Annotated in this window: 17 protein-coding genes and 2 pseudogenes; 13 read left to right on the top strand and 6 right to left on the bottom strand. The window is 46.0% G+C overall.

The genetic code is table 11. From position 1 onward, the window contains the following. The first annotated feature begins 132 nt into the window (after positions 1-132). The 3 genes from QMA09_RS16275 to QMA09_RS16265 are packed head-to-tail and all read left to right on the top strand — an operon-like array spanning position 133 to position 2,194. Positions 133-1,506 carry a PDDEXK-like family protein gene (locus QMA09_RS16275; RefSeq protein WP_290213877.1) on the top strand — a complete coding sequence of 458 codons (1,374 nt, stop codon included), beginning with the start codon at positions 133-135 and terminating at the stop codon, positions 1,504-1,506. Then, positions 1,503-1,871: a hypothetical protein gene (locus tag QMA09_RS16270; protein WP_290213876.1), complete on the top strand. Its 369-nt coding sequence runs from the start codon at positions 1,503-1,505 to the stop codon at positions 1,869-1,871. Before QMA09_RS16275 ends, QMA09_RS16270 begins: the two co-directional genes overlap by 4 nt. Positions 1,872-1,888: 17 nt before the next feature. After that, entirely contained in the window at positions 1,889-2,194 is a 306-nt protein-coding gene (locus tag QMA09_RS16265; protein ID WP_290213875.1) for a hypothetical protein, read from the top strand. Positions 2,195-2,401: 207 nt separating this feature from the next. Here QMA09_RS16265 and QMA09_RS16260 read toward each other — a convergent pair whose 3' ends face one another. After that, entirely contained in the window at positions 2,402-3,052 is a 651-nt protein-coding gene (locus QMA09_RS16260) for a peptidoglycan-binding domain-containing protein (protein WP_290213874.1), read from the bottom strand. Between the two features lie 529 nt (positions 3,053-3,581). Here QMA09_RS16260 and QMA09_RS16255 point away from each other — a divergent pair. Together QMA09_RS16255 and QMA09_RS16250 are read left to right on the top strand one after the other, a co-directional pair. Next, a complete protein-coding gene (locus QMA09_RS16255) occupies positions 3,582-4,385 on the top strand; it encodes a hypothetical protein (protein WP_290213873.1) in 804 nt (267 codons plus the stop codon). 593 nt (positions 4,386-4,978) lie between these two features. Continuing rightward, positions 4,979-5,212 (top strand): SHOCT domain-containing protein, encoded by a 234-nt coding sequence (locus QMA09_RS16250; RefSeq protein WP_290213872.1) that lies wholly within the window; start codon positions 4,979-4,981, stop codon positions 5,210-5,212. Between the two features lie 192 nt (positions 5,213-5,404). Here the strand turns inward: QMA09_RS16250 and QMA09_RS16245 are convergent, their stop codons facing one another. Next, positions 5,405-7,072: a DUF2207 domain-containing protein gene (locus QMA09_RS16245; protein ID WP_290213871.1), complete on the bottom strand. Its 1,668-nt coding sequence runs from the start codon at positions 7,070-7,072 to the stop codon at positions 5,405-5,407. Positions 7,073-7,241: 169 nt separating this feature from the next. Here QMA09_RS16245 and QMA09_RS16240 point away from each other — a divergent pair, with 169 nt between their 5' ends. Continuing rightward, positions 7,242-7,670 (top strand): OsmC family protein, encoded by a 429-nt coding sequence (locus tag QMA09_RS16240; RefSeq protein WP_290213870.1) that lies wholly within the window; start codon positions 7,242-7,244, stop codon positions 7,668-7,670. Between the two features lie 61 nt (positions 7,671-7,731). On the opposite strand, the pseudogene QMA09_RS16235 reads toward QMA09_RS16240, so the two are convergent. After that, positions 7,732-8,607 (bottom strand): annotated as a pseudogene (locus tag QMA09_RS16235) (YitT family protein). 216 nt (positions 8,608-8,823) lie between these two features. Between QMA09_RS16235 and QMA09_RS16230 the strand changes: the two are divergent. Continuing rightward, positions 8,824-9,192, top strand: coding sequence for a YciI family protein (locus QMA09_RS16230; RefSeq protein ID WP_290213869.1), 369 nt, complete (start codon positions 8,824-8,826; stop codon positions 9,190-9,192). Positions 9,193-9,309: 117 nt separating this feature from the next. Here QMA09_RS16230 and QMA09_RS16225 read toward each other — a convergent pair whose 3' ends face one another. Then, positions 9,310-10,044 carry a sulfite exporter TauE/SafE family protein gene (locus QMA09_RS16225; protein ID WP_290213868.1) on the bottom strand — a complete coding sequence of 245 codons (735 nt, stop codon included), beginning with the start codon at positions 10,042-10,044 and terminating at the stop codon, positions 9,310-9,312. A gap of 679 nt (positions 10,045-10,723) precedes the next feature. Here QMA09_RS16225 and QMA09_RS16220 point away from each other — a divergent pair. Then, positions 10,724-12,043, top strand: coding sequence for a short-chain fatty acid transporter (locus QMA09_RS16220; RefSeq protein WP_290213867.1), 1,320 nt, complete (start codon positions 10,724-10,726; stop codon positions 12,041-12,043). Positions 12,044-12,169: 126 nt separating this feature from the next. Here QMA09_RS16220 and QMA09_RS16215 read toward each other — a convergent pair whose 3' ends face one another. Continuing rightward, positions 12,170-13,099, bottom strand: a complete 930-nt coding sequence (locus QMA09_RS16215; RefSeq protein ID WP_290213866.1) for a DMT family transporter — start codon at positions 13,097-13,099, stop codon at positions 12,170-12,172. Between the two features lie 217 nt (positions 13,100-13,316). Here QMA09_RS16215 and QMA09_RS16210 point away from each other — a divergent pair, with 217 nt between their 5' ends. From QMA09_RS16210 to QMA09_RS16200, 3 genes are all read left to right on the top strand, one after another. Continuing rightward, positions 13,317-13,820 carry an Lrp/AsnC family transcriptional regulator gene (locus tag QMA09_RS16210; RefSeq protein ID WP_290213865.1) on the top strand — a complete coding sequence of 168 codons (504 nt, stop codon included), beginning with the start codon at positions 13,317-13,319 and terminating at the stop codon, positions 13,818-13,820. Further along, positions 13,817-14,206, top strand: a complete 390-nt coding sequence (locus QMA09_RS16205; protein WP_290213864.1) for a MazG nucleotide pyrophosphohydrolase domain-containing protein — start codon at positions 13,817-13,819, stop codon at positions 14,204-14,206. The genes QMA09_RS16210 and QMA09_RS16205 overlap by 4 nt, the downstream gene beginning before the upstream one ends. A gap of 281 nt (positions 14,207-14,487) precedes the next feature. Further along, positions 14,488-15,204 (top strand): type 1 glutamine amidotransferase domain-containing protein, encoded by a 717-nt coding sequence (locus tag QMA09_RS16200; RefSeq protein ID WP_290213863.1) that lies wholly within the window; start codon positions 14,488-14,490, stop codon positions 15,202-15,204. Positions 15,205-15,365: 161 nt separating this feature from the next. Here QMA09_RS16200 and arr read toward each other — a convergent pair whose 3' ends face one another. Next, on the bottom strand, positions 15,366-15,782 hold the full coding sequence (arr, locus tag QMA09_RS16195; RefSeq protein ID WP_290213862.1) for an NAD(+)--rifampin ADP-ribosyltransferase: 417 nt from the start codon (positions 15,780-15,782) through the stop codon (positions 15,366-15,368). A 271-nt stretch (positions 15,783-16,053) separates the two neighbouring features. Here arr and QMA09_RS16190 point away from each other — a divergent pair. Then, positions 16,054-17,060 (top strand): annotated as a pseudogene (locus QMA09_RS16190) (aldo/keto reductase). A gap of 149 nt (positions 17,061-17,209) precedes the next feature. Then, on the top strand, positions 17,210-17,947 hold the full coding sequence (locus QMA09_RS16185) for a plasmid pRiA4b ORF-3 family protein (RefSeq protein ID WP_290213861.1): 738 nt from the start codon (positions 17,210-17,212) through the stop codon (positions 17,945-17,947). The last annotated feature ends 90 nt before the right edge of the window (positions 17,948-18,037 follow it).

Raw genomic sequence — 18,037 nt, 5'->3', positions numbered from 1 at the left:
CACTTGAGGTTCAAGGGAAGTCCTATTTTTAATGATGCTCAGATGGAGGCAACGAGTCAGCGTTGCTATTGGTTAGGGACGAATTATTTGGATTAACTGTTTCTGATAATTTTAAAAAGGAGGTCTTAATATATGACAATCGAAGTAAAGAACATAGCAAACATGATCTACAGTAAGCAATTTGAAGAACTGGACAGGCTGTTTAAAACATTCAATCCTTTAAAAGTTTTGCGTATGGACAACCATGAAATCAGGCATTCAAACGTCCTTGCCTGGTTAACAGACCATGAGGGAAATCACGGATTGAATTCCGTTTTTCTAAAGAAGCTGATCAGTAATTTACTTATGAAACCGGAGAACGATAGTTTTGTCAGTGATTCAAGCTTTTTCCTTAAAATGTTGGCGATGAAATATGATGATTGGAAAGTAGAACGGGAAAAGCAGACCACAAAGAAGAGATATATCGATTTGGTGCTTTCTTCCGAGGAAAATAAGACTGTAATCATTATCGAAAATAAATTCTATTCTTCCCAATCCGACAACCAACTGAATGATTACTTAGAGTACATAGAAGAAGAATATACAGAGTATACGATTATACCGATATTTCTTACCTTGCTAGAGGAAGAAGCTGCAAATAAAAAATATTTAGCGCTAAATTATATGGATATTACAGAAGTGCTCGAGTTCATTTTGAAGTTTTACAAAGAATCCATAAGTGAAGAAGTCTTAGTGTTTCTAAAAAATTACTTAGCAATTTTGCAAGAACGGTTTGCCCCTGACGAAGCCCGCCTGTTGCTGGCAGAGGAGATTTTTGAAAAGCATGGCGAAGCTGTTACGTACCTTTATTTGTTGAGTAATCCAAACACTAAATTTCAAAATCATCATCAGACATTCAAGAAGCAGCTTCAAAATATCAAGACGGATGAAAAGGAATGGATGAAGAAAATCTACTCTTCATCAAAAGAAACAATTGATTTTATCTACACAGAAGGTTCCCTTATTTTGAAGAAAGCTTTTGAGAAATTCTTATTAGAAAACAGTAAATTTAAAATCCCCACGTATAATGCAGCTAAAACTGCTCCAAATTTTCTTTACCCAGAGTGGAAACAGTACGAGGAATTTATGGAGAAAGTCAGTGACAAAGGCCAATACTGGTTGAATTATGGAATGATTATATTCATGAAGCGCAAACCTAATGATTATTTGAAATTATATATTGAAATCGGCAACTTGGAATTTGATCATCGGATTATGCTTCTTGAAAAACTAGAAGAGAATGGCTATACAATCAAGAGTTCTTCAAAATCTCCAAATTCAATGTATACAAGAATATTTACCGATCAAGTTTATGTGTCCGATTGGTCGAGTATAGAGAAAGTACAGGAAGCTATTCAAAAACTGGTCCATAGCAAGAAATTTGAAGATAACATGACCAGAATCAACAGAAGCATTGCAGCTGCTTCTGCAGATTTGGGCTATCAAGCAAAGGAAGTAAAAGTATGAGGCAGAGGCTAAAAGTTAACAAAGAAAACTTGCCTGTTCTGGATGCTAAAACGATTACAGCAATTTTCGATTGTGTATATAGAATAGAAGAATCACATAAAAAAGAGACAACTTCGTTATTGAAAGACGAGTTCTTTCTCTGCTTCATTAATATGTTGAGTTCAATTCAGGAATTCAACTATCGCTATCGGCAGGAAAATCTGGCCGATTTATATCCGCTTTTTGAACGCACTGTCGGTCCGATGGAAACGAACTCGGATGGGACTATCCTTTGGCTTGCTATGGGATTAGCCATTAAAGAGACTTATGGGATGAGAAATGAAACTTTGGAAAATCTGATGAAGCTTGTTAATCTGAAGAAATAGAAAGAGGAGGAATGACCATGTCAATGCCAGTACCTGAGGGCGTCGAAGAAGTAGAGAAGGATGACTATGAGTTGACCATTTCAATTTCACCTGACTTTGAGCTAAAGGCTGAAAATCATTCTTTTTTGAAAGAAATTATTGTGTATGCAGTAGCACTGGGCTACACAAGATTTGCAGGTGCTAGTAGAGGGGAATTTAAAAAAGGGATTAAAGCTTTCTTTTTCTCAAAACCGGGTTATTTCGATAAGGATGACATGTTGATAGCGGATTTTAAAATAAAAGGTGAAGTTAATAAGATCATGGAGGAAGAATTTAATTTATAAACATTGTATTTAAAAGTAGAAAGGGATTCTGTATATGGAAGAATCTATTGGGCAATTGATTTGGAGGGGGAGGTTGTCGTTTCCTGGAGAAAGATATGTTTAATGGGAATTGAAAATGCCCACCCGGTTTTTCGGGCGGACACATGCCTTACTACAAAATCATGAAAACAATTAAACGTGTTTCTTTCCAGAACGATGTGGCGGCAATCACGTTTCCTGATATTCCGCGTATAGGGCGGCCCATGTATTCACGCCGACAATGCCATCGATTTCCAAGCCTTTATCTGCCTGGTATTGCCGGACATTTCGTTTTGTCTCGGGTCCAAAGATGCCGTCAACCGCTGTTTTTAGTCCATACTGATTCAAGGTCCATTGAAGGAGTTCCACTTCAATGCGTGTGCTTCCTTCGCGCAGCGTAAACTGATGCTCCGGGGCGATATCCATTAGATTCCTGAGATTGGCCGGCAGTTTGCCTTCTGGATCAAACGGTTTTTTATGTTCTGCATATAATGCCGCCCACGTATGCATGCCGACAATGCCATCAACCTTCAAGCCTTTATCTGCCTGGTATTGCCGGACATTCTTTTGGGTAACAGGTCCGAAAATGCGATCAACCGCCGTTTTTAATCCGTAGTGATTCAAGGTCCATTGGAGGAGTTCCACTTCAATGCGTGTGCTACCTTTCCGCAGCGTAAACTGATGCTCCGGGGCGATTTTCATTAGATTCTCAAGCTTGGCCGGCAGCTGGTCTTCCTTTACTGCAGCTGCATTGCCTGTGGCTTCGACCGGCTGATAGGAGAGGGGAGAGGCAAGCACTAACCCGAATGCAAGCAAGATGGGAACCCATTTCTTCTTCACGGCTGATTCCTCCTGGTTTTATAGTTGCCTCCTATGTACCCAGTCTAGGATGAAACAAAACTGGTATTCATGCAATGGCGCCACAGCGCGAGATAGACAATCTTATTGCATACGAAAACCGATAAATCAATAAGTGAAAACTTGCCTAAACCGTTTTAAACGAATTACACAACTAGCTGCTTCGAGGAAGTCGACATTCCTTGGAGCGGCTATTTATTTTAGTAAAGTAAATCAAAGAGTTTTCTGCTTCCTGAGCATACTTCACATTGTTTGGATCAAAACGTATCCGCCGAATCATAGATCGGGATGAGCTCTTGCAGAATCATGAACCCCGGCTTGAATAGGAAAAGGCATCATTTTCAGGGGGCCGATTTCTGCTTTACTAAATTTTTGAACCTTTCCCAGTATATGTTCCGTATAATTAAAGCGAGATAGAAAAAACGCTCATATAAAAGTGAACTTTTAAAAATACGCTGTAATGGCTTTTAAGCTCTTGTTTCTCACTACCTTTTGCGAAAGGCTTGATTTAATGGGTACCGTTGTCCTTGTCATTCTCCTTTTTATTCTTCCATACGCTTGGTTTCTCTGGACCACCATGAATTTGAAAAGCAGCAAAGCCGGAAAAACCGAAAAATTCCGCTGGAAAATATCCCTAGCGGCTCTTATTGCCGTTGTCCTTGTCAGTGCTGTTTTAAACTACTATTTTTCCAATGCCTATCAACTTTCTTTCTTCCAGAATGGTTACGAAAGCATAGCTGCCCTCATTCTTTGCGCAGTGTTTCTGGTGATTGTGGGCATCATTACCGTGGTTGTCAACATCATCTTCAAAGACGCGCCTAAATCGTTCCATAACCCTAAGGTGGCGTGGGTTGTCACAGTGGTGCTCAGTGCCACCATCCTGTTTTTCACCATCTGGGTGTATCCGCTGGCGGAGAAAGCATCTTATATATATAAAGTCAAAAATGCGCTGGCGATGGCCCAACAGCAGCAAGCCGATGAAGAAATCACCGTCCTGTTTATGAGCTCTGAAAAAGAATGCATGCGAACCCCATCATCTAATTGCCATAACCAGCAGTACCAAAACTCATTTTTCATCAAAAATAATTTGGATCAGCAAAAAGAGGTCCAAGTACAGATTCGGGCCCTGGATTCCGAACAGAAAGAACTGAAGGTGATCGAATCCGATGTCATGACAATGGAAGCCGGGCAATTAAAATTGGTCGAGACGGAAGAAACGTATGAAAAAGAGAGCATCTGGAAGCGCTCTTCCTTTGAGACGGAGTACCGCGTCTCTGCCTATGAATCGTTATACAGATACCGCGAAGCCGAATAAAAAAACCTTATTGTCGTATCTCTATGGAAGAAGCAATTCAAGGTATAAAATCTTATTATGCGGAATCGGATACAGGGCAAGCCGTGACCCTATCAGGTTATAGAATAGGTATAACTGTCAGCAAAGAGTAATGATTTTGCCACTTTAAGAGAGAAGCTCCGCTCTTTTAGAACGCTATAAATATCGAAAGCCCAATTTCCCATTTAAATTGAGAAATTGGGCTTTTTTTATTGCTTAACAGCCGCGTCATTTAGTTAAAGGGAAACTGTGGAATTCATCGTGAAGTTTGATTTTCTTTAGCAATTGCCGATGCCGTTCTTCAATAAGGAAATCAGTTTTTCTGTTTTCTCATTCTATATATGTTTTTAGATTCCGAGGGGAAAGGGGGACTAGTGGTTAAATGTAAAAAGCAGCTTGTTGATTGAATAATAGTTATCGGCTGATCCAGTGGTCTTTAAAGTTTTATTTTCCAAAAAAACTGAAGTACGAGAAGCAGCATTCACTGTCTCCAAAACTCCGCCATTTCTGCACATCTAGCGTCTATATTTGAAGTGCAGACATATACCAGAAGTAAAAAAAGGAGGTAGAAAGCAATGATGGGACCAGGATGGGGAATGGGACTAGGAGGAGGATTTTTGGTGTTAATCATCATAATCGTAATTGCGGGCTTTGGCATTTACTACATTGTGAAAAACAACAATAACAACGATTTTAATCGATCTCAGAAAGACTCCAGTGGAGACGCTATGGAAATCGCCAAGAAACGGTTTGCTAAAGGTGAGATATCTACTGAAGAATTTGAAGAAATTAAGAGAAATCTTTTATGAAATACAGATGATTATATTAAGTTGAAGGGCTGGAAATAAAGATAGCCCAAGTAGGTACACAGGGGACAAATGAATTACATCACAAAAATAACCGCTCCAGGAAATCAACATTCCTCGGAGCGGTTATTTGTTTTAAGCAAACTTATACATGGTTTCTATGGAACGGCACAAAGCAGTTTTCCACTGCTTAAGTTAAAACGCTCCAGATCCACCGCCGCCACCGCCGACTCCTGCGCCAGAACCGGCCGTTCCGCCGCTTGCGCTGGCAGTGGTGGTGCCAGCTGATACAAAGATGGCCGTCATGAAAATCGGATTCATGACAAAGCTGGAGTCATCCGCTGCGGTATTCGCTGACGTGAAGGCTGCAGCTTTCCGTTCGGCGGTTTTCGGGTCGCTGCCGAGCAGATAAGCGTAGGCGCGCTGCTGGTCGTCTGAATTCAGTGCGTGCCACTGGCTTTCTGGCAAGTTTTGCATGGCCGCTTTTAATTGGCGCCAGTGATGGCGGATTTCGAGCCCGTCAAATGTGATCGGCGCGTAGGCGATGGCAAAGCCGAACGCGAGCATCGCCAGGACGATGGCGGCTGCCATTGCAGGGAACAGCGCATAGATGCCGGTGTAGATGGCGAGTCCGACGAACACGGCGCTGAGGATGCTAGCCGTCCAGCGCAGCACCGGATGCTTTTCATAAAAGCCTTTCGCTTTTACTTCGGCGCCGATGTTTTTATTCCATTCGGCGATGGCTTCGTTGTAAGCCGGGTGGTTAAGTTCGTTTTCCGTGTATTGTTCCACTTGCGCCAGCGTGAATTCACGGCCGCCGCCAATAAAGTCGAATAATAACTCGATCAACGTCTCTTCATGGGCGTGGTCGGTTTTCCGGTTGATGAGCTCAAAATGATCTTCCGAGACTTGCTTGATATTGCCCTTTCGCATGAGCTCCAAAATCGCTGCCGAGATGGCGTTCGGCGTCAGGGACGCCGAGTTGGTTAAATGGAGCAGCGCGGGAATGCTCATCGATTCTTTCGGTACGAAAAATTCATACGGGTAATTGCGGATTTGCCGCTTGCGCCGCACAGTGCGGATCCAGGCGAATAAAATCCCGCCCAGCAGCAACGCACCAAGAATCGCAATTGCTGGAATCGCAATGACGCGTGCGGTTTGCTGATTTTGCGCGAACGCTGCCGCTTCGTTTTCCTGTTCTTCGCGGTCTTGGGCTAGGTCGTCACGGACAGTTCCGCCGCGTGCAGCGGCATCCGGGAACAATTCGGGTTCAAAAATCGCGCGGACATTGGCGTTTTCACCATCCGGCACAGTGCCAAGTTCGAACACCGCCGTACCGTCATCGGTGATGCGTTCCGTATTTGCCGCTTCCTCGTAGCCCAATGCTTCAACATCGTTGGCCGGAAGGGGCGGGATGACGTAAATCGTCATGTCACCGTATTCGCTGTCGTTGTTTTCGTCGAAGAACGCCCAGTAAAACTGCGCGCCGTCTTCAAATTTTTCCACGGCGTTGGTAATTTCGTAATTCAATTCGATTTCAATCGTTTCGTCGTCTTCACCGGCGCGGAAAACCTGGTACACGCCGTCTTCCAGTTCAACTTTCAACGCTTTGCCGTTTTCCGAAGCCGAGAAGTTCTCAATCGATGTGCCTTCTTTGGCGATCAGGCCGCGCGTGATGCCGTTGAAATCATCTTCGAATGCATACGTGAATCGTTCCGTGACATCCGCTGTGCCGTCTTCGTTCAACTGCGCATCGATCCGGACATCCGTAATGTCAAAGTCCACCGCATACACCTGCGTCGGAACGAGCATGGCCAATACAGCAGCCAGCATGTATGGAAGGATTTTTTTGCTTTTCATCATCCATCACCTCTTGTCTAACAATACGGTTAAGGGAGGCAAAAGTTTCAACGAAGGAATGGCGACGGTTTCGATTTAATTGCACGGAAAGGCAGATTTTTCATTCCAAGGCAGAAAAGGTTAACACGATGGGGAGGAGGATATACTAAGAGAAAAGGGAAAGGGTGATTTGATGAAAGCAAGATTGGACTGGGATGGCGGAATGGCATTTAACGGCATGACGGAATCGGGGCACCGGGTGGTATTGGATGCCGATGCGGAAAGCGGCGGAGCGAATAGCGGACCGCGTCCGACTGAGCTCCTTTTGCACGCCGCAGCCGTTTGCACGGGAATGGACATCGTGATGGTTCTGAGCAAGATGCGTTTGACTATCGACGAATTCTTTGTCGATATCGAAGGGAGTCGTTCAACGGAATACCCGAAACGGTTTACGGAGATCTCGATTACGTATCACCTGAAAGGCGACCTTCCGAAAGAGAAAGTCGTCCGTGCGATTAAACTGTCCATTGAGACCTATTGTTCGGTGACGCATTCCCTGAATGCTACCTTGAGCTACCACTATGCATTAAATGAAGAGCCGATCGAAACAGTCGTACTGTAATCAAAAAAGCGCTGGATTCTCTTGTAACAGAGAGTCCAGCGCTTTTTTTATTCGCAAGAAATCAATGGATATCCCGCTTTTTGAAGCTTCCGCCTCGGACTTCCGCGACGTCGTACACCGCGATGAAGGCGTTGCTGTCGATTTCGTAGATGATTTCTTTCATCTTGCTGTCTTCGAGGCGGTTGATGATGCAGGTGATTTCTTTGTATTCTTCATTCGTATATGCGCCTTTGACAACGTTATACGTGGCGTTGCGGCCGAGGCGGTCGTAGATGGTCTGGACGAGCAGCTCGGGTTCGCGCGAAATGATTTTATAGGTTTTCGAACCGCTGAATCCTTCTTCGACAAGGTGGATCACTTTCGACGCGATGAAGTACGCGATGCCGGAAAGGAACGCGCCTTGCAGGCCGAAGACGAACGACACGACGATAAAGACGAAGACGTTCAGGAACAGGATCATGTCACTCGTTCCGAATGGCAGTTTACGCGATAGCAGGACAGCGAGCATGTCGATGCCGTCCAGCGCGCCGCCGTTCCGCAGCGCAAGGCCCATGCCGAAGCCGATGATGATGCCGCCGATGACGGTGATCAATAAAGTGTCGCCTTCGATGATGGCTGGAATGTGGTGCATGAGCGTTGTCGCGTAGGCAAGGGATGCGATGCCGATGACTGAGTAGATGGCGAAGCTGCGGCCGATTTACTTATAGCCTAAATAGACGAACGGGATGTTCAAGACCGCAATCAGCAAGCCGAGCGGCAAACCGAATAATTGGGAGCCGACGATGCTGAGGCCCGTGACGCCACCGTCTGAGACGCTGTTCGGGATCAGCACGGCTTCGAGGCCGTATGCGGTAATAAAGGCACCGATGATGATGGGCAGCGCCCGCAGCAGCATTTTGCCTTTATTGCTTTTACGTTTTGTGTTTTTTGAAGTCATTTTCTGTGCTCCTTCTGTGCAGGATGGCGATGGGATTTTCGCGCTAATTAATAAATATACCGTTCTTTGAGCCGTTTTGGTAGGGAAAACTGGCAAGAAGCACGGGAGGCTGAGTTGAGCTGAATCTTTTCATGGGAAAAGGAGTAAGAGGCAGTAGTCTTGAATTTTAGTAAGGATGAAGTAAAGAGGCGATTGCCTTGAAGAGGAGGGACTATCATGCTATTTATGTTGGTTGTTAAAGCTTCACCGACTTCGGAAGCCGGGACGCTGCCCAGTTTGGAGCTTATGGACGCAATGTCGAAGTATAACAAGGATTTGATCGAGGCAGGGGTGAGGGTGATGGCAAAAGGCTTGTATCCCAGTTCTCACGCACTTCGCTTTTCGTATACGGAGCCTGGTGAAAAGCCCGTGGCGACAGAAGGGCCATTCGCCAATCCGAAAGAAACCATTTCCGGGTTCATCTTGATTGATGTCGAGTCGAGGGAAGCGGCCATCGAATGGGCGATGCGGATGCCGGACCCGATCGGCCATGGCGAAGGGGAAGTGGAATTGCATCAGGTGTTCGAAGGGCCGGGGGAGGAGTAGCGTTTTATTTGGTGCAGCATATAAAAAGCGTTTTATATTTCATATAATGCCGCTCCGTGGAAATCAATGTTCCATGGAGCGGTTTTTTGTTTTATTCGTATTATATGAAGATATTTTTTAAAAGAACTGCGAAGAGACAATCTGGATGATGAGCAGCACGGTCACGGCGCGCAAAATCGGTTTTACGTAATCCGGTTTCAGCTTCTCGGCAATGCGGACACCGGTCTGGGCGCCGGTCACGGAACCGAGCAGGAGCGCAATCGTCAGCGGCCAAATGATGTCGCCGGCCACAATATAAGTGATCGCGGCGCCGAAACAGCTGGAGAAAGTCGCAAGGCGCACAAAGCCAACGGAGCGGATATAGGCGATGTTCAGCGAGCTGAACAAAAAGAGCATGAGCGTCCCTTGGCCGGGGCCGAAAAGGCCGTCATAAATGCCGATGCCGTAGAGGCCGGCAATGCTTTTCTTGTTCATTTCAAGCGGACCTTGTCCGTTAAAGCCCTTTTTGCCGATAAACGAAGTAATAAAAGCGAAGACCAGCAGCACGCTGACGACGACGTACATATGCTCCTCGGGAATATTCGATGCGATGAATCCGCCGGTCACGCCGCCAACAAGGCTGATCGGGACGATCCATATCGATTCTTTCAAAGTGATTTTCTTTTTCTTGATGAGGTAGAAGAAACTCGAAAACGAACTAAAGGTATTGGAAACTTTGCTGGCACCGATCGCGGAATGGACCGGCATCCCCAGCAGCAGCATCGCCGGCAAACTGATCAAGCCGCCGCCTCCGGCAAGCGTGCCGAGCGTTGTGGCGCAAAACCCGATAAAAAACATTACGATTAACTCCATGCCCGTCACCTCTTTTCCTTTTCACTATAGCGCTGTTTTGGGCATAAATAAATTCGATGTATTTTATGCAAGTCCATAAGAAAAACCAATCACCTTGGGGGAAAGTGTGTTGTTGAGAATTTTGATTAGGCTTCGTGCGAAAAATAATGACTGGAGAACATCGTTCTTCACACGGGAAGAGCTGAACGCGCGTAAAATTCTCTGAACGCGCGTAAATTCCGCTGAACGCGCATAAAACTTTCTGAGCGCGCGTAAATTCTGCTGAACGCGCATAAAACTTTCTGAACGCACGTAAACCTCGAAATCACCATAACGAAAGCCATTTCTGTGCGTGGAAATGGCTTCATCAAGCAAAATTTTTCGATTTCACGCAGATGCCGGCGAATTTCTTCTCAGAACCGTGGAGAATTCGGCGTTTTTGACTTTATTCATAAAAAGTTCTGGTCATTCCAGCCACCGAATACTGTGTGAATATTTATAAGGAATGCGGATCATATAGCTTGGCTTGCTTCGTGGCGCTGGACGAATAAATAACGCTTAATTAATCCAATTCCTTTCAAAATGAATAGCAATCAAACGAAAAAAATCTGCCAATTTTCAAATTTTGTCCATGAAAGAGTGAAAATAAGGTAGCATTAGAAAGGGAATGAAAATTTAGACAAATAGGAGGAGTTTGAAGTTGAAAGGAATTATACGATTTTCCAATAATTTAATGGAACGATTTTTACCGGACCCGTTTTTATTCGTCATCATCTTGACGCTGGTGGTTTTCGGAATGGGCTTGGGCTTGACCAGTTCGTCGCCAGTTGAAATGGTGTCGTTTTGGGGCGAAGGCTTCTGGGCGCTGTTAGCGTTCTCGATGCAGATGGTGCTGGTGCTGGTGACCGGATTCGTATTGGCAAGCAGTCCGATTTTCAAAAAAGGGTTAGGTAAACTTGCGAGTTTTGCAAAGACGCCGGGCAGCGCAATCATTTGGGTCACATTGGTTTCACTCGCAGCAAGCTGGATCAACTGGGGATTCGGGTTGGTCATCGGGGCGTTGTTCGCGAAAGAATTGGCGAAACGCGTTGAACATGTCGATTACCGGCTGTTAATTGCAAGCGCTTACTCGGGATTCCTGATTTGGCACGCTGGATTCTCCGGTTCGATTCCGTTGTCGATTGCGACAGACGGCCATCCGTTCATGGAGCAGATTGGCATTATTCCGACAAGTGAAACGATTTTTGCCAGCTATAACTTGATCATCGTTGGGGCATTGGTCATTATTCTTCCGTTATTAAACCGTTTCATGATGCCAAAAAGAGAAGAAACCGTTGTCGTCGATCCGAAAGTGCTGGTGGAACCGCCAGTCGAGGAGCAAGCGGCTAAAGTGGACATGACACCGGCAGAGCGTTTGGAAAACAGCTGGATCTTGTCTGCGGTCATCGGCGTAATGGGTATGGCGTTTATCGCGTATTATTTCATTCAAAATGGATTTGCGCTGACGCTTGATCTTGTGAACTTCATGTTCTTGTTCCTCGGGATTTTATTCCACGGGACGCCGCGCAAGTATTTAATCGCGGTGCAAGAAGCAGTCAAAGGAGCAGGCGGCATCATCATCCAATTCCCATTTTATGCGGGAATCATGGGGATGATGACGGCGTCCGGTTTGGCAGCCGTCTTATCGGATGCGTTCGTCAGCATCTCGACAGCAGAGACGTTCCCGCTATTCGCCTTTTTAAGCGCAGGGCTCGTCAACTTCTTCGTCCCTTCAGGCGGCGGACAATGGGCCGTGCAAGGACCGATTATGCTGGAAGCGGCGGAAATGCTCGGCAGCGACACCGCAAAAGTGGCGATGGCGGTTGCATGGGGAGATGCCTGGACGAATATGATCCAGCCTTTCTGGGCATTGCCGGCGTTGGCAATTGCTGGCCTCAAAGCGAAAGACATCATGGGCTTTTGTTTGATCGTGCTGTTTGTCAGCGGGGTTGTGATTGGAGCAGGGTTGTTGTTTTTGTAAATGAAAGCTGAAAAGGGTTATGCCAGTTCAATTGGCATAACCCTTTTTGTTGTGATATGTCTGAGAGGAGAGTGATTTCTACAATCGGAACTTTTAAATGTTAGTCTCCAAAATTCCGGGCACCTTCTAACGAACCTCGCTCGTTAGAGGATTTGTTTCGCCTGCAATAACTTTCCGGAAAAATCTCTTCGTCTTGAAATAACTGAAGAAAAAACAACCGAGAATCACTAGGGCACTGCCAAGCACTTGGATGCCAGACATTTTTTCGCCGAGGAAAATGAAAGCCAAAACGGCTGTGAAGATTGGATTGAAATTGAGGAACAGCCCCGATGTCGTTGCGCCCAATTTCTGGACGCCGAGATTCCAAAGGACAAAACAAACGACTGTGGAAATAAGCCCCGTATACAGAATGGAATAGACAAATGAAGGGTTGATGTTCGTCACGGTGAAGTCAGCGAAATTGAACGGCAGCAGGACGGCGATGCCGAAAACGCCTGAATACAGGGTGGCCATCATCGGCGAAACCGAGGCCATCGCCCATCTGCCGCAGACCGAATAGATGCCCCAACAGCAAACGGCGGCCAGCATGAATAAATCGCCTTTATTGAATTGCATGGACAAAAGCAAATCGCTGCTTCCTTTTGACAACACGAGAATGACGCCGAAAAGCGAAAGGCCCATCGCGGTTTTCTGCAGCGGCTTGATTTTTTCTTTCAGCAAAATGGCTGAAAAGACGGCGATGGAAATCATGTTCAGTGTCGAAATCAGCCCAATGTTCGTAGCGGAAGTGTGGTTCAGCGCAATGAATTGTAGAATATTGAACAGCGCGACGCCGGTAATGCCCATAAGAAATAACGGCACCAGCGCTTTGCGCGGAGGCAGGATCTTTTTCTCAGTCGTCCATACCAGGGGAATCAGGAACAACACCGCAATCATCCACCGCAGGCTGGTCAAAGTCATGGGGGAAGCGTGGCCCACCAGCCATTTCCCTACGACGAAATTCCCTGCCCACATTAAACTTACCAATAGCAACAATAAAAAATACAAATAACGCATGGCGGCTCCTTCTCCTGCTAGATCTTTAGAAGAAATAAGCAGATTGTTTGGATTAGATTTTAATAATTTTATCATTTTGAGTTATAATAATGAGTATTATTTGGTAAAGTTGATTAAACTCAGAAAAATTTAAAGTTTTAGCTATATTAAAGAAATTTTATTCGGTTTTTATTATTGATGGCAGCCTGGAACAAAAACATTTAAAGGGGTGGGCGTATTGGAAAAGGTCGTAAGCAAAGTTTTGGATGGGGTGGATGTCCGGATTCTGGATATTCTGCAAAAGCAAGCGGAGTTGAGCCATACAGAAATAGCGAAGCGCGTGAATTTATCGTCCCCGGCTATTCACGCCAGGATTAAGCGCCTCGAAAACGAAGGCTATATCAATAAGCAAGTCGCGATTTTAAATCAGGAGAAGCTGGGATTCGATTTATTGTGTTTTATTTTCATCACGACGGATCTTCATCAGGCAGATGAATTGGAGAAATTGGAACAGGCGCTGGAAAAAATGCCGGAAGTGCTGGAATGCCAATGCATCACCGGGGAATACGATTACCTGCTGAAGGTCGCCAACCGGAACCGCCAGGATTTGCAGCTGTTTATCCGGAAGCTGAATAAACTAGGCATTAGTAAAATCCAGACCAATTTGGCGCTGCGGGAAGTCAAGTATTCGACCGTGCTGCCGATAAATGAAACAACAGAAAATAACGGAGGTGCAAGATGAAGGAGTTGCAGGCATTTACAAAACAATACCAGCAGGAAATGGGCTGGAGCATCAATGACAACAGTTTCCCTGAAAGCCGGGCATCGCTGTTGAATAGTTATATGCTGCTGACGACGGAAGTCGCCGAAGTGGCTGAGGAATTGCGCAAGGCCTTCAATCTGACGCATCGCTATGTGGAGGAAGGCATGGACGAAGCGGAGGCATTCCGACTGGCATCCCAAATGGTCAAGGAAGACATAGGAAAAGAGCTTGCTGACTGCCTCGCCTATATGATGAAGTTCGCCAATTTTTTTGAAATCGAAATGGAAGACAGTTTTTATGCCAAGATGGAAGAAGTGAAAAACCGCAAGAACAAAGATGTAGTCCGGAGAGAAATCCGGACTTGATTAGATATAGAAGAGATTCTTATCGGAGAACTTGTTTTCGCGTGAAACTGGCTGGCCAGAAAAAAGAAAGAGCGAGGCGCACATGCCTCGTTCTTTTTTATTGTCATAGCTTTTGTCCGGTTTTGTCATGCGTGGCGCCTGTTACATCGCAATTCTTCGGATTGGTGTTTTTATACTTACGAATTGTGTTGTTCCTAGAGAGCGAAAGCCTATAGGACTAAAATCCAAATGGCGGGGAATACCTATAAAAAAGGAGATTGAATCCATGGGAGGAACGCATCTTGGATAAAATACTGATTGTCGTGACGAATCATGCCGCTCTTGGGACAAGAGGCAAGAAAACAGGATTATGGCTCCGGGAGTTAACGGATTTCTATCATGAAGTGAAAGACGATTTCGATATCGATATCGTCAGCACGTCAAAACATCGGGTGCCGCTTGATCCGAGAAGTGTGATGGCGGTGCTGACGGATAAAAAAACCCGTACCTATTACATGAATGACGAGATGATGGACCGGCTGAAAAAGCCGCTTGTGCCTGAGGAAGTGGATGCTGATGATTATGCCGCGATTTATTTTGCTGGAGGGCATGGCACAATGTGGGACTTTCCGGAGAATAAAGGCTTGCAGGAATTGACCCGAAAGATTTACGAAAATGGCGGGATTGTTTCTGCGGTCTGCCATGGCCCAAGCGCTTTGCCGAACGTCAAGCTGTCTGACGGCAGGTATCTCTTGGCCGGCCATGTCGTAACCGGGTTTTCAAATCGGGAAGAAAAAATGATGCGGCTGTTCAAAGACATTCCCTTTTCACTTGAAGACAAGCTGCGGGAGCGGGGAACTTTGTATAAACAGGCGGCTGTGCCATTAACGTCTTGTGTGGTGTTGTCAGGCCGGTTGATCACGGGGCAAAATCCGGCATCTTCTAAAGGCGTCGCTTTGAAATTGAAGGAACAATGGCAGTGGATTAAGAAAGATCGGAAGATTGGAAATGTGGACTGATGATTCTGCTCCTGTGTCGAAGACGACTCAGTTTATAAGCTTTAACTGCATGAAAAAAAGAAGAGGCCCAATGAAATCAAGGGATTTCATTGGGCCTCTTCGTCTGTTTTGAGCCCTACACAGGGAGCATCTTGGAAGGGATGGAAGACTCTAAAATAAAGTCAATCCAGTATAATCGCTTTCCCTTGTTCACGCAGCGCCTTCAAAGAGGCAAGCATGTGATCGATTTTTTCATTGGAATGCCGTTCCCAGGCACCGAGTTCCGCAACAATCTTCAAAGGTGATTTGGAGCGGTACGAACGTGTCGGGTTTCCGGGGAACCGTTTGTCAGTCAGGTTGGGATCGTTCTCGAATTCGCCTTGGGGTTCGACGATGTAAATGCGTTCTTTGGCATCGGAAGCGGCTAACTCGGCGCCCCATTTTGCCGCTTCCAGGCTTGCGGTGAAATAGATGTAATTCGATTTTTTGTCCTGGTAATTGGAGCGGTTCTGCGGTTCCAGTAAATCGCCGATCTTCAATTGGGCTTTTGTTCCGTGGAAGAAAGGGCCTTGATCTAAGGCGTTTTGTTTGTCGTTCATGCGGATCTGCCTCCTGTGTGCTTAGCGTTGTATTTAACAGTATAGGGTAGGATTTTTTAAAAAAGTAGTCTGTAAATGATTTTTTATTAGCGTTATAATAGAGGTAGAGAGAACGTTCGATAAAAGCCTGATTCCCCTTGATCCACCTAGGGAATCAGGCTTTTTTGCGTTCAATAAAATCCCTGATCCCGCTTCCATCGTTTAGCCAATTTCACAGCGGGTAGATAGGAATATGCGATTTTATTAAAAAGCTCAAAAGAGGTGTTCATACATGAAACACGATGTGACGGTAAAGAACAAACTGGGCCTGAGGACGGCGCCGCTTGGCAATATGTTCCGGGACGTTCCGGAAAAAGAAGCGATGGAGACGATCCAGACGGCATGGGACGAAGGAATCCGGTATTTTGATACGGCGCCGTTTTATGGCGCTGGCTTGGCAGAGAGCCGGCTCGGTGAAATTTTGTCTTCGTACAAGCGCGATGATTATTTGCTGAGTTCGAAAGTCGGCCGGATCGTGCTGGATGAAAAAGAAGAAAAAGAAGGGCTGTTCGAATTCGGGCGCCAGAACAAGATCCAGATGGATTATACGGAATCCGGCACGCTCAAATCGATTGAAGACAGCCTGAAGCGCCTGAAGACGGACCGTTTGGATATGGTCTATGTCCATGATGTTTCGCCGGACTTTTTAGGCGATGAATGGATTACGAAATTCGATGAAGCGCGCAATGGGGCGTTTAAAGTATTGGACCGCCTGCGGGATGAAGGCGTGATCAAAGCGTGATCAAAGCGTGGGGGCTTGGCGTCAACACGACGACGCCGATCGAAATCGCGCTTGAACTCGAGCACGCACATCCGGATCTGAGCTTGTCTGCGACGCAATACACGTTGCTTCAGCACGAACGCGCGTTGGAACGCATGATGCCGCTGGCTGAGGAAAAAGGCGGCGGACTCGTGATCGGTTCGGCGTTCAACTCGGGTGCTTTGTTAGGCGGAGACTTCTTCGATTACAAGGAAATCACGCCGGAAATCAAACGGAAAGTCGAGCAGTTTACGCATGTTGCGCGCAATCACGGCGTGAACTTGAAAGATGCCGCGCTCCAGTTTTCAAGCGCGCATCCTGCCGTGAAAGCCGTTGTGACAGGTTCGACGCGGCCTGACCGCATCAAGGAAGATCTGCAGGCGATGACCGCAACGATTCCTGCGATTCCTGCTGCTTTTTGGCAAGAGCTGATCGAAATGGGGCTTGTTTCTCCCAAAGCCATTTTGCCGGGAAAATAAAAGGTGAAACGAAATAAAGACGTGAAAAGGTTCTGCTTTGATTAGCGGAACCTTTTTTGCGTCCCCAAAAAGCAGCTTGTTTCGTTATAATGAAAGCAGAGGACAACGGGTTTTATTGTGGAAATCAAAAGCGTCTAGGAGGCAAAAAAATGAAATCGTACATCATCCGAATTGAACTGGAACATTCCGAGCCGCTCATTTGGCGGCAAGTGATCATGCCGGCAGGGGCGACTTTCAATATGCTGCACGACATTATCCAACAAGTGACGAATTTTCAAAGCGGCTATCCGTATGACGCATATCATTTGTTTGAATTCGATTTGGCGAAAGACAATATCCGGGTGACCAACGACGAAGAAGCGTATCTGGAGCATCAGCATTTCAAAAAGAATTGGAAAGAATTCGCGGAGCGGTTGAAGAACATGGAGCCGAAGTACAAGAAGTATGAAGAAGCCCATCAGGCGCGGCTTTCCCAAACCGTACGGAAACCGTCTGGCATCAAGATTGATGAGTTTCTGGAAAAGCACGGCGAGCTCTTATACCGCTACGATTTCGGAGACGGCTGGCAGTTCCGCATCACACTTGAATCGATTGTCGAAGATTATTATTTCGGCTACCCGACGCTATTGGACGGGGCCGAAACCGCACCGCCGGAAGACGTGGGCGGCATCCCAGGGTTTTACGAATTCCTGAAAATCTACCGCGATCCCAAGCATCCCGAGCACAAGGAAATGAAAGTTTGGGGAGACAGCCAGTCCTTCAAAGAGTATGACCCGGAAAGGATCAACCGACGCTTGAAAAATCGGCCATATAAAAAGACCGAATGGAATAAAATCCATCACGAAAACTACCGGGTGATTGAAGATAAATACCGGAAAGGCTTATAGCTGCGGGTTTGAGGATGTCGCGGAGAAGAATTCCAAGCGATCCCCACCGCCTGAACAGCTTAATTTGCGTAAACGCCGCTCGAAGGAAAT

Source organism: Planococcus sp. APC 3906, assembly GCF_030407685.1.
GTDB classification, from domain to species: Bacteria; Bacillota; Bacilli; order Bacillales_A; family Planococcaceae; genus Planococcus; species Planococcus koreensis.
The sequence above is the reverse complement of the archived record's forward strand: the minus strand, read 5'-3'. Positions and strand labels throughout refer to the sequence as shown.